The 12,247-nt window shown below is 65.6% G+C and carries 10 protein-coding genes and 1 pseudogene; 9 read left to right on the forward strand and 2 right to left on the reverse strand.

Annotation, left to right across the window (positions count from 1 at the left end):
* Positions 1-178 precede the first annotated feature (178 nt).
* Positions 179-919, forward strand: a complete 741-nt coding sequence (locus YUA_RS0115690) for a ParA family protein (protein WP_027531572.1) — start codon at positions 179-181, stop codon at positions 917-919.
* Between the two features lie 177 nt (positions 920-1,096).
* Here YUA_RS0115690 and YUA_RS51645 read toward each other — a convergent pair.
* Positions 1,097-1,226: pseudogene (locus YUA_RS51645) on the reverse strand (GNAT family N-acetyltransferase); the annotation flags it as partial.
* A 6-nt stretch (positions 1,227-1,232) separates the two neighbouring features.
* Positions 1,233-2,114: a bifunctional DNA-formamidopyrimidine glycosylase/DNA-(apurinic or apyrimidinic site) lyase gene (gene mutM, locus YUA_RS0115700; RefSeq protein WP_027531573.1), complete on the reverse strand. Its 882-nt coding sequence runs from the start codon at positions 2,112-2,114 to the stop codon at positions 1,233-1,235.
* A gap of 80 nt (positions 2,115-2,194) precedes the next feature.
* On the opposite strand from mutM, the gene ubiE reads away from it, so the two are divergent.
* From ubiE to YUA_RS0115740, 8 genes are all read left to right on the forward strand, one after another.
* Complete coding sequence (gene ubiE, locus YUA_RS0115705; protein ID WP_027531574.1) at positions 2,195-2,956, forward strand: bifunctional demethylmenaquinone methyltransferase/2-methoxy-6-polyprenyl-1,4-benzoquinol methylase UbiE; 762 nt, start codon at positions 2,195-2,197, stop codon at positions 2,954-2,956.
* Positions 2,953-4,527: a 2-polyprenylphenol 6-hydroxylase gene (gene ubiB, locus YUA_RS0115710; protein WP_027531575.1), complete on the forward strand. Its 1,575-nt coding sequence runs from the start codon at positions 2,953-2,955 to the stop codon at positions 4,525-4,527. Before ubiE ends, ubiB begins: the two co-directional genes overlap by 4 nt.
* Before the next feature lie 57 nt (positions 4,528-4,584).
* Positions 4,585-6,033 carry a bifunctional phosphopantothenoylcysteine decarboxylase/phosphopantothenate--cysteine ligase CoaBC gene (gene coaBC, locus YUA_RS0115715; RefSeq protein ID WP_027531576.1) on the forward strand — a complete coding sequence of 483 codons (1,449 nt, stop codon included), beginning with the start codon at positions 4,585-4,587 and terminating at the stop codon, positions 6,031-6,033.
* The gene (gene dut / locus YUA_RS0115720) at positions 6,030-6,488 is read left to right on the forward strand and encodes a dUTP diphosphatase (protein ID WP_027531577.1); all 459 of its coding nucleotides are present in this window, start codon (positions 6,030-6,032) and stop codon (positions 6,486-6,488) included. The genes coaBC and dut overlap by 4 nt, the downstream gene beginning before the upstream one ends.
* 365 nt (positions 6,489-6,853) lie before the next feature.
* Positions 6,854-9,358, forward strand: a complete 2,505-nt coding sequence (locus YUA_RS0115725) for a PAS domain-containing sensor histidine kinase (RefSeq protein ID WP_027531578.1) — start codon at positions 6,854-6,856, stop codon at positions 9,356-9,358.
* Complete coding sequence (gene tsaE, locus YUA_RS0115730) at positions 9,355-10,875, forward strand: tRNA (adenosine(37)-N6)-threonylcarbamoyltransferase complex ATPase subunit type 1 TsaE (protein ID WP_027531579.1); 1,521 nt, start codon at positions 9,355-9,357, stop codon at positions 10,873-10,875. Before YUA_RS0115725 ends, tsaE begins: the two co-directional genes overlap by 4 nt.
* A gap of 88 nt (positions 10,876-10,963) precedes the next feature.
* Positions 10,964-11,281 carry a PilZ domain-containing protein gene (locus YUA_RS0115735; RefSeq protein ID WP_027531580.1) on the forward strand — a complete coding sequence of 106 codons (318 nt, stop codon included), beginning with the start codon at positions 10,964-10,966 and terminating at the stop codon, positions 11,279-11,281.
* 123 nt (positions 11,282-11,404) lie between these two features.
* Positions 11,405-12,127 carry a nucleotidyltransferase family protein gene (locus YUA_RS0115740; RefSeq protein WP_027531581.1) on the forward strand — a complete coding sequence of 241 codons (723 nt, stop codon included), beginning with the start codon at positions 11,405-11,407 and terminating at the stop codon, positions 12,125-12,127.
* Positions 12,128-12,247 lie beyond the last annotated feature (120 nt).

Below are 12,247 nucleotides of genomic sequence, written 5' to 3' on the forward strand. Positions count from 1 at the left end.
ACGGATTAGCTGGCATTCCCGATTCTGCCATCATCCTAGCCGTTGATTCGGACATCCGCGGTCCCCTTTGGATCGGGCAGGGCACGTCCTGAGCGAGAAGAGCTCAGCATCAAGAAGCGATGCACGTTCGCGTGGCGTTACCCCAACGACCCAGGCACTCCAAAGGATTCAACTTTCCATGCACACGATCGTACTGGCCACCCAAAAGGGCGGCAGTGGCAAGAGCACGCTCGCCATCGGCCTCGCGCTGGCCGCCAAGCAGGCCGGCTTCACCGTCCGCCTGATCGAGACCGACCCGCAGGGCACCCTGTCCAACTGGCAGCGCCGCCGCAACAACGACGATGTCGTCGTCGAACCGATCTATCACGCCGCAGATTTGGCGCCGCGGCTGAAGATGCTGGCCGACAGCGGCCTCCAGCTCGCGATCGTCGACACCGCGGCCGGCCTCAGCGCCGCCACCACCGCCGCGATCCGCCATTCCGACCTCTGCCTGATTCCGGCCCGCCCGAGCGTCGCCGACATCGAGGCGACCGTCTCGACGCTGAGCGTCGCGCGCGCCTGGAAGCGGCCCTACAGCTTCGTACTGAACCAGACGCCGATCCGCGGCCAGCGCATCGACAACGCGGCCAACACACTCGCCGAGGAAGCCGCGCTCGATCTCACTGAGGTGCTCGCACGCCCGATGATCGTGATGCGCAACGATCACCAGGACTCGCTCGCCTCAGGCCTCGCCGTCAGCGAGTTCGCGCCGAACGGCAAGTCGACCGAGGAAATCCGCGGCCTCTGGCAGTGGGTCGAGACCCGGCTCAACATCTCGGCGACCAATGTTCTGATCGACCAGGTCATCCCGGTCGCCGACGACATGCTGCTCGTCGCCGCCGAGCACACGTTGAACGAAACCACGACCCTGGCATCCTGAGCGGGGCGATCGCTCAGGACGCAGACGGGCTCTTGGCTATCCGGTGAATGAGCCCAGGCGACGAAGCAATCCGGCCACCAGCCCGGCCGGATTGCTTCGCTTCGCGTTTTTGACGATGGCGGCCGCGCCCTTGAACAAAAATGTCGAAAACAACCCCATGCACAGTAGAACCACTTCCGGCCAAGGCACCTGTCGAGAGATGGCGGATGATGTTCCAATTGTCGAAATGGCGCTGGATCGCTGGCGCGTCGGACATTGCGAGCGGACGCAGGATCAGCCGTTCGGTCTCAAGCTGCGGCGTCTGCATGGCGGGCTACTTCTGACATTTCGGACACCAGAACGTCGACCGGCCGTTCTGGGTGAAGCGCTTGATCGTGCCGCCGCAGCGGGGCGTCGTGCATTTCTCGCCCTCGCGGTCGTAAACCTTGAACGAATGCTGGAAATAGCCGAGCTCGCCCGAGGTCTGGCGATGGTCGCGCAGGGACGAGCCGCCGGCGTTGATGGCGTCGTTCAGCACGGTGTGGATCGCACCGACCAACCGCTTTGCGTGATCGGTCGACTCACCCTTCTTGGTCGAGAGCGTCGCGGCGATCCGGCGCGGCGACAGATGCGAGCGATGCAGGGCTTCGCAGACATAGATGTTGCCGAGGCCTGCGACGACGCGCTGGTCGAGCAGCGCGGCCTTCAGGCTCGTGGTCTTGCCTTCGCAGGAGTGCGCCAGCATCGCGGCATCAAATTCGTTGCCGAGCGGCTCGGGACCGAGCCCGCGCAGCAGCGGCTCGTCTTCGAGCGCGTTGCGCGCGATCACTTTCATGTAACCGAAGCGGCGCGGATCGTTGAAGACGATATCGGCGCCCGAGGACATCCGAAACAGCACGTGGTCGTGCGCGGAGTCCTTACCCCTAGGATAGTGAAACTCGCCGGGCGCGGCCTCGTTGTCGGGCTTGATGACGCGGAACGAGCCCGACATGCCCAGATGCATCAGCAGCACGTCGCCGGAGGCGAGATCGGCCATGAGATATTTTGCACGGCGGCCGAGCCCCATGACGATCTGCCCCTGGAGCCGGGCCACGAAGTCCGGCTGGAACGGAAACCGCAGATCCGGCCGGCGAGCCTCCGCGACCACGATTTTCGCACCCTCCATGACGGGCTGAAGGCCGCGGCGGACGGTCTCGACTTCAGGCAATTCAGGCATGGTCAGGCATTCACCTTATGAGGGCGGTGTGATAGCGCCATTGCGGCGGCCGCGCTATGGTCCGCCTCTGGAGTAGAGTAATGGATCGGCCGGGCGAAACCACGCATTTTGGTTTCAGGGACGTCCCCCTGGGGGACAAGCAGACGCTGGTGAACGATGTGTTTCACAGCGTGGCGTCGCGCTATGATTTGATGAACGATTTGATGTCCGGTGGCCTGCACCGGGTCTGGAAGGACATCATGATCAACGCGCTGGATCCGCCCAGGAGCGACCGGCCGTTTGCGCTCCTCGACGTTGCCGGGGGCACCGGTGATATCTCGTTCCGCGCCGCCAAGGCGGCAGGTCCGGGCTTCCATGCCACCGTCTGCGACATCAATTCCGACATGCTGGCGGTAGGCCGCGAGCGCGCCGCCAAGCGCCACCTCGATACCCAGGTCGATTTCGTCGAGGGCAATGCCGAGGCCCTCGCCTTCGCCGACCGCAGCTTTGACGCGTATACGATCGCTTTCGGCATTCGCAACGTGCCGCAGATCGACAAGGCGTTGCGCGAGGCCTATCGCGTGCTCAAGCCCGGCAGCCGCTTCCTGTGCCTGGAATTCTCCACCGTCGAGATGCCCGGCCTCGACAAGATCTATGATCTGTTTTCGTTCAAGGTGATCCCGCCGCTCGGACGCATGGTCACGGGCGACGCCGAGTCCTATCAATATCTCGTCGAATCGATCCGCAAATTCCCGAAGCCGAACGCCTTCGCCGACATGATCCGTGATGCCGGCTTCTCGCGCGTGAGCTTTCAGACCCTGACCGGCGGCATCGTCGCACTGCATTCGGGCTGGCGTTTGTGATTTCTGCCATCACCCACATTTCGCGCCTGATCCGCGCCGCGTTCGTCTTTGCGCGCGAGGGCGTGTTCGGCGCCGTCGACCCGAGCCTGGTGCCGCCGCCTGGACAGCTTGCGCTGAAACTCGCGCGTATCATCGAACGCCGTGGCGACAAGCAGGGACCACGGATCTCGCGCGCGCTGACACGGATGGGCCCGGCCTATCTCAAGCTCGGCCAGTTCCTGGCGACGCGTCCTGATGTCGTCGGCTTCAACATGGCGCGCGACCTCGAAAGCCTTCAGGATCGCCTGCCGCCGTTTTCGCAAGCGGAAGCCGAAGCGGCAATCTCGACATCGCTGGAACGGCCACTGAAGGATGTATTCGTGAGTTTCGGCCCGCCGGTGGCGGCCGCCTCGATCGCGCAGGTGCATCGCGGCGAGGTCGAACGCGATGGCATCCGCAAGGCGGTCGCGGTCAAGGTGCTCAGGCCGAACGTGGCGTCGCGCTTCCGCCGCGACCTTTCCGATTTCTTCTTCGTCGCGCACAAGGCCGAGGCCTATTCATCCGAGGCCCGGCGCCTGCGCCTGATCGAAGTCATCAACACCATGTCGCGCTCGGTCGCGATGGAGATGGATTTGCGGCTCGAGGCGGCCGCGCTGTCCGAGATGGCGGAGAACACGCGCGACGATCCCGATTTCCGCATTCCGACCGTCGACTGGGACCGCACCACGCACAACGTGCTGACGATGGAGTGGATCGACGGCATTGCGCTGAACGATCACAAGCGCCTGGCGGAATCGCAGGTCGATCTGCCCGATCTCGGCCGCAAGGTGATCCAGAGTTTCCTGCGTCACGCGCTGCGCGACGGTTTCTTCCACGCCGACATGCATCCGGGCAATCTATTCCTGGACGATGCCGGCCGTCTCGTCGCGGTCGATTTCGGCATCATGGGCCGGCTCGGCATGAAGGAGCGGCGCTTCCTCGCGGAAATCCTGCTCGGCTTCATCACCCGCGACTATCGCCGCGTGGCCGAAGTGCATTTCGAGGCGGGCTACGTGCCTGCGCACCACTCGGTCGAGAATTTCGCGCAGGCCATCCGCGCCATCGGCGAACCCATTCACAACCGCACCGCCGAGGAAATCTCGATGGCGCGGCTACTGACGCTGCTGCTCGAGGTCACTGGCCTGTTCGACATGACGACGCGGCCCGAGCTGATCCTGCTGCAGAAGACCATGGTCGTGGTCGAGGGCGTGGCGCGCGGCTTCGATCCCAGGCTCGACATCTGGAAGGTCGCCGATCCCGTGGTGCGCGAATGGATCGAGCGCAATCTTGGGCCGATCGGCCGGGTGCAGGGCGCGCTCGCCGGCGGCGGCGATCTCGCCCGCATCCTGATGCGTCTCCCGGATCTTGCCGCGCGCTCGGTCGCGGTGCTCGAGCAGCTCGAGACCATGACGCGGGAGGGCCTACGGCTGTCGCCGGAGAGCATCGCCGCGATGGGTCGCAGCGAGGGCCGCAAGAACCGCTGGCGTACCGTGGCGCTCTGGATCATTGCCGCGACCTTCATCGGCATTCTGATCGCCGTCCGGAATCTATGATTGCACTGCAATCACGGGGCTGATAGCATCGCTATCATTCCGTGCTGGAGGGGCGTCATGGCAAGCCTGACCATCCGCAAGCTCGACGAGGGCGTTAAAACCTATCTGCGCCTGCGCTCGGCCAAGAACCGCAGATCGGTCGAGGAAGAGGTCCGGGTCATCCTGGGCGAGCTGATCGAGGGCCGCGAGGAGCCGCTGACGCCGTTTGCGGCCCCGCCGGCGACATCCACCGCCTCCCCGTCCCAGCGCATCGGCGCCGTCCCCGTGGCCAGCATCACCCTGATCATCGGCGGCGGGATCGCGGCCTACAAATCGCTCGACCTGATCCGCCGGCTGAAGGAGCGCCGCATCGAGGTCCGCTGCGTGCTCACGAAGGCCGCGCAGCAATTCGTCACGCCGCTGGCCGTGAGCGCACTCTCGCATGAGCGCATCTACACCGATCTGTTCGATCCCCAGAGCGAGTTCGACGCGGGCCATATCCGCCTCGCGCGCGACTGCGACCTGGTCGTGGTGGCGCCTGCGACCGCCGACCTGATGGCGAAATTGGCCAACGGCCATGCCGACGATCTCGCCAGCGCCATCCTGCTCGCGACCAACCGCAAGATCCTGCTGGCGCCGGCGATGAACCCGCTGATGTGGAACAACGCTGCGACGCGTCGCAACGTCGCGCAGCTCCAGCGCGATGGCGTGATGCTGATCGGTCCCAACTCCGGCGAGATGGCCGAGGCCGGCGAAGCCGGCGTCGGCCGCATGTCCGAGGCGATCGAGATCGCCACTGCCGCCGAGCGCCTGCTGCGGCCGCCGGTGCCGCGGCCGCTCGCCGGCAAGCGCGTGCTGATCACCGCGGGTCCCACGCACGAGCCGATCGATCCGGTGCGCTACATCGCCAACCGCTCCTCCGGCAAGCAGGGCTTTGCCATTGCTGCCGCCGCGCAGGCCGCCGGCGCCGAAGTGATCCTGGTGAGCGGCCCCGTGGACCTTGGCGATCCCCAGGGCGTGACAGTGAAGCACGTGGAATCCGCGCGGCAGATGCTGGAGCAGGTGCAGGCAGCGCTTCCCGCCGACATCGCGATCTTTGCCGCGGCCGTTGCCGACTGGCGCGTCGCCAATGAAGGCGAGCAGAAATTGAAGAAGACCTCGGCCGGCATGCCGCCGCTTCAGCTGGTCGAGAACCCCGACATCCTCGCCACGATCTCCAAGCTCGCCGACAAGCGCCCGCCGCTGGTGATCGGCTTTGCCGCCGAAACCGAGCATCTCATCGACAACGCCAAGTCAAAGCTCGCCCGCAAGGGCTGCGACTGGATCGTCGCCAACGACGTCTCGCCCGCCACCGGCGTGATGGGCGGCGACCGCAACACCGTGCACCTCATCAGCAAGAATGCTGAGAACAACGCCGAGATCACAGTTGATTCCTGGCCGGTGATGACCAAGGAACAGGTCGCCATCGAACTGGTCGCGCATATCGTGAAAAGCGTGACCGGCAAATCCCTGGAGCCGGCGTCTTGAGCACCAAAGTCACAGTCGAACTGCAACGCCTGCCCCACGCGGAAGGCCTGCCGCTGCCGGCCTATCAGACGACGGAAGCCGCCGGCCTCGACCTGATGGCGGCGGTGGCGGACAGCGAGCCGATGACGCTCGCGCCCGGCCAATATGCGGTGGTGCCGACGGGGCTTGCGATCGCCTTGCCGCCCGGGCACGAGGCCCAGGTGCGGCCGCGCTCGGGGCTTGCCGCGAAGCACGGCGTCACCGTGCTGAACTCGCCCGGCACCATCGACGCTGACTATCGCGGTGAGATCAAGGTGATCCTGATCAACCACGGCGCCGCCCCCTTCGTGATCAAGCGCGGCGAGCGCATCGCGCAGATGGTGATCGCGCCCGTGGTCCAGGCCGCGCTGGTTCCCGTGGCGACGCTGTCGTCGACCGATCGCGGCGCCGGCGGCTTCGGCTCGACCGGCCGCTAGCTGAGCTGAGTGTTGGATACACCTCTCCCGCTTGCGGGAGAGGTCGGCGCGTAGCGCCGGGTGAGGGNTCTATCCTCTGGGGGATTGTCCCATCTTGGAGACACCCTCTCCCCAACCCTCCCCCGCGAGCGGGGGAGGGAGCGCACCGGTTTCGTGGCACGTAATCCGACGCTAACACGCGGCAACTCCAGCCGAATCACCCGAAGAACTACGTGGACCGGAACCCCGAGCCCGGCATTTTTGTGTGGCCGCCTTTGCGTTCACGGTCTGGACTCTTACCGGTGGAGTCACGGTGAGGGTATTGTCGTTTGATTCGCGTGCGGCGGGGGTCGCCGCGCGTAAATCTGTGCGGTCTTGGGGCAACTATGTCAGGCGTGATCGTGTCGATGCGTCGGACGCTGCTGTCGTGCACATCGTTGGCGCGCAGCGGCTTGTTAGGAGGCGCTCTCGCAGCGCTGCTGCCGGCTGAGCCGGCGGAGGCCGCCGACCTCGTCGACACCCTCTCGATATTGCTGGACTTCAACCGGCAGGAACTCGCGGTGCTGGCCACTGCGCTCGCTTTGCTCGGCTTCTCGGTCGTGGCCGCGATCCTGCTGATGCGCACGCGCGTGCGCACGGCCAAGAACGAGGCGGCGTTAGGCGCGCGGATCCGGGAACTCCAGTTGCAGTCCGACCGCTTCGGCGCGCTGCTGTTCGCCGAACCGCAAGTCCTGATCTCCTGGCCGGCCGGCGACGATCGCGCGCAGATTTCGGGCGACGTCTCCATGGTGCTGCCGCGCGATTCGTCGCCGCAGCGCGTGCTCGCGTTCGGAACCTGGCTGCCGCCGGAACCGGCGCTGCTGATGGATCACGCCGTCGATGCGCTGCGCGACCGCGGCGACGGCTTTCAGCTCACGCTGACCACCGCCAACGGCCACACGCTGGAGGCGCTCGGCCGCGCCATCGGCGGCCAAGCCATTGTCCGGATTCGCGAACTCTCCGGCCTGCGGCGCGATCTGGCCGAGACCAATCTGCGCTACAAGGCGCTCTCCAACGAAACCGAGATGCTGCGGGGCTTCGCCGCCGCGGCGCCATGGCCGATCTGGGCCAAGGGCGAGAACGGCGCGCTGACCTTCGCCAATCCGGCCTATGTGCGCGCGACGGAAGCGACCAGCATCATTGACGCCCAGGAACGCAAGCTCGAGCTGCTCGACAGCGCCGACCGCACCGCCATGGAGCGGAGCCTGAAAGACGCCGCGAGCTTCACCTCGCGGCTGCCGATCGTGACCGGCGGCGAGCGGCGCATCTACGACGTGCGCGCCGTCAATGTCGGCAGCGGCAGCGTCGGGGTCGCGATCGACGCCAGCGAGGCGAACGCGCTGAGTGCAGCCCTGGTGCGGATGGCGGAGGCGCATCGCCGCACGCTCGACCAGCTCTCTTCCGGCGTTGCCGTGTTCGATGGCCAGCGCCGGCTCGCCTTCTACAACGATTCCTACCGGCGGCTGTGGGACCTCGACCGCGCCTTCCTCGACGCCAATCCCGATGATTCCAGCGTGCTCGACCAACTCCGCGCGGCGCGCAAATTGCCGGAGCAGCCGGACTTCCGTGCCTGGAAGGCCAAGCTGCACGAAGCCTATCGCGCGGTCGAGGCCGCCAAGGACACCTGGTATCTGCCCGACGGCCGCGCGCTGTCCGTCGTCACCACGCCGAACCCGGAGGGCGGCGTCACCTACCTGTTCGACGACGTCACCGAGAGCCTCGAGCTCGCCCGCCGCTTCGACGGCATGATCCGGGTCCAGCGCGAGACGCTGGACAGCCTCGCCGAGGGCGTCGCCGTGTTCGGCAGCAACGGCAAGGCACAGCTGTTCAATCCGGCGTTCTTGCGGATGTGGAAGCTGTCGAACGACGCCATGCGCGAGGAACCCCATATTCAGACTGTCGAGGGCTGGTGCCACCAGTTGTTCGACGACGCCGCGGTCTGGCGCCAGATCCGCGAGGCCATCACCTCGATCGAGAACCGCGGCGACGTGCCGATCAAGCTGGAGCGCAAGGATGGCAGCGTGCTCGACGGCATGATCCGTCCGCTGCCTGACGGCGCGACCATGCTGACCTTCCTCGACATCACCGACACCGAGAACGTCGAACGCGCGCTGCGCGAGCGCAACGAGGCGCTGGAGACCGCCGACCAGATGAAGGTGGATTTCGTTCACCATGTCTCCTACGAGCTGCGCTCGCCACTCACCACCATCATCGGCTTCGCGCATTTCCTCAGCGACCCCTCGACCGGGCCGCTGACGCCGAAGCAGGCCGAATATCTCGACTACGTCACCAAATCGACCAATGCGCTATTGGCGCTGACCAACAACATCCTGGATCTCGCGACCATCGACGCCGGCGCCATGAAGCTGGAACTCGGCCCGGTCGACGTCAGCAAGACCATCGAGCTCGCCGCCGAGGGCATCCAGGACCGGCTCGCCACCGACCGTATCCGCCTCAAGGTCGAGATCGCGCCCGATGTTGGCAGCTTCGTCGGCGACGAGAAGCGCGTGGTGCAGGTGCTCTATAACCTGCTCGCCAACGCCGTCGGCTTCTCGCCGCAGGATTCCACCGTCGGGATCAGCGCGCGCCGCACCGAGCGCAGCGTGGTCTTCATTGTGACAGATTCCGGTCCTGGAATACCCGCCGACATGAAGGACAAGGTGTTCAACTGGTTTGAAAGCCGCTCGCAGGGCTCGCGTCATCGCGGCGCCGGGCTCGGCCTGTCGCTGGTGCGCTCCTTCGTCGAGCTGCATGGCGGCAAGGTGCAGGTGGATTCGGTCGTCGGCAAAGGCACGGTCGTGATCTGCGACTTCCCGACCGACCAGGCGGCGCATCGCGACGCCGCCGAATGATCGCGCCGGCCACATTCTCCGTTGCGCTTCACAACGAGACGGCCACCGCGCAACTGATGGCCGACCTCGCGCTGCTGGTCGGCCCCGGCGATACCATCACGCTCACCGGCGATCTCGGCGCCGGCAAGACCGCGGCGGCCCGCGCCATGATCCGCTATCTCGCCGGCGACGAAGAGCTGGAAGTGCCGAGCCCGACCTTCACGCTGGTGCAGGATTACGAGCTGCCGGCGTTTCCGGTGATGCATGCCGACCTCTATCGCGTCGAGGACGAGAGCGAGCTCGAGGAGATCGGGCTGTCGCCACTGCCGGATGCCACGCTGGTGCTGATCGAATGGCCGGAGCGGGCGCCGTCGGCGATGCCCGCCGACCGCATCGACATCGCGCTGACGCATCGCCCTGCGTTGGGCTCGAGTGCGCGCGCCGCCGACATCACCGGCTATGGCAAGGCCGCCGCCGTAGTCGCACGGCTGAAATCGCTGCGCGAATTCCTCGATGCCTCCGGCTATCTTGACGCAGTCCGCAAGCGCATGGCCGGCGATGCCTCGACGCGTTCCTATGCGCGGCTGATCCGCGACGATGGCGTCGTCATCCTCATGAACTCGCCGCAGCGCCCCGATGGCGCAGCGATCTACAACGGAAAATCATACAGCGCCGCGGTGCATCTCGCGGAAAACGTGAGGCCCTTCGTCGCCATCGGCGAAGGCCTGCGCGCTGCAGGAATCTCGGCGCCAGCGATCCACCATTTCAATCTCGACCACGGTTTTTTGATCTCGGAAGATTTCGGCGGCGAAGGCGTGATCGAAGGCGATCCTCCGCGCCCCATCACTGAGCGCTATGAAGCCGCGACCGACGTGCTGGCCGTGCTGCACGGCAAGGCGCTGCCAGAGATGCTGCCGCTGGACGGGCAGACCTATGCCATTCCCGCTTTCGACACCGACGCGCTGCTGATTGAAATCGGTTTGATGCCGGAATGGTATCTGCCCGATCGCAACGCGCCGCTGAGCGATGAGAAGCGCGCGGAGTTCTTCGCGATGTGGCGCGAGCTGCTGAAGACGCCGCTGGCTGCGCCCAAAACCTGGATCATCCGCGACTACCACTCGCCGAATCTGATCTGGCTTGCGGAGCGCACCGGCATCGCGCGCGTCGGTGTGATCGATTTCCAGGACACGGTGCTCGGACCGCGCTCCTATGACGTCGTCTCGCTGCTTCAGGACGCCCGCATCGACGTGCCCGAGAACATCGAGCTGACGCTGCTGTCGCGCTACATCAAGGCGCGCCGTGCTGATGATGCGAGCTTCGATCCGGCCGGCTTTGCCGAGCTCTATGCCATCATGTCGGCGCAGCGCAACACGCGCCTGCTCGGCACCTTCGCCCGGCTCAACCGCCGCGACGGCAAGCCGCATTATTTGCGCCACCAGCCGCGGATCTGGACCTACCTCCAGCGCTCGCTGGCGCATCCGGCGCTCGAGCAATTGCGCGAGTGGTATCTCGCTAACGTCCCGCCGCCCCAATCCTGAGCCGGAACCGGTTTACCGGCTGTTAGCCATCACACCGGTATCATCGCCCGCAGGCAGCCGGACAAATAGGGGGCTGGAGCAAGGGCAGATGGCGGTCAAGACGGACCATCGCGGGAACAGTCGAGTTGTTTTCGAACGCGGGATTCCGGCCCAGATGATGGGGATCGACGGCACCTGGCGGCGCGAATGCACCATGGAGGACGTCTCCGAGAGCGGCGCCAAGCTGACCATCGACGGCTCGGTCGAAGGCCTGCACCTGAAGGAATTTTTTCTGCTGCTGTCGTCGACCGGGTTAGCTTACCGGCGCTGCGAACTGGCCTGGGTCAATGGCGACCAGATCGGCGTCAATTTCCTGAAAGTCGGCGACAAGAAGAAAAAGGCGCGCTCCACAGCCGTCGGGGCGTAACGGCAACACACGTCGCACAACCGTCACGGCGGCTGGTTAAGGCGGTTCGGTTGCGATGCGGCTGACTCCGGTTCGTGCTAGGATTGCTGCAAACGCGAATTTAGAGGTCCGAGAAAGCGAAGCATGTCTGTCAAACCGACCAAAGCCATGGTGCTCGCCGCGGGGTTCGGCCTGCGCATGCGTCCGCTGACGGACAGGATGCCGAAGCCGATGGTGCCGGTGGCTGGCCAGCCGCTGCTCGACCACGTGCTCGACAAGCTCGGCCAGGCCGGCGTGACCGAGGCAGTGGTCAATGTGCACTATTTGCCCGACCAGATCATCGACCACACTGCAAAGCGCCAGCATCCGCGCGTGATCATTTCGGACGAGCGCGACCAGGTGCTCGGCACTGGCGGCGGTGTGGTCAAGGCGCTGCCGCTGCTCGGCGATGCGCCGTTCTTCCATGTCAATTCCGACACGCTGTGGATCGACGGCGTGCGCTCGAACCTGACGCGGCTCGCGGAAAATTTTGACCCCGAGCGCATGGACATCCTGCTGCTGATGGCGCCGACCGCGACCAGCATCGGCTATGGCGGCCGCGGCGACTACGGCATGCTGCCCGACGGTGCGCTCCGCAAGCGCAAGGAAAAAGAGATAGTTCCGTTCGTCTATGCGGGTGCCGCCATCCTGTCGCCGGCGATCTTCGCCGATGCGCCGCAGGGCGAGTTCTCGCTGACGAAAATGTTCGACCGCGCCAATGAGCAGGAGCGCCTGTTCGGCCTCCGCCTCGACGGCGTATGGATGCATGTCGGCACGCCCGATGCGGTCCACGCCGCGGAAGAGGCGTTTTTGGAGAGCGTGGCGTAGGCCGGCCTCGAACACGGTGCCGTAGGGTGGGCAAAGCGAAAGCGTGCCCACCAATCAAACCGGCGATCGGGGTGACGAACATGGTGGGCACGGCGCAAGTGCGCCCTTGCCCACTCTACA

Origin of the sequence: Bradyrhizobium sp. WSM3983, from assembly GCF_000473045.1 — a bacterium.
GTDB lineage: Bacteria > Pseudomonadota > Alphaproteobacteria > Rhizobiales > Xanthobacteraceae > Bradyrhizobium.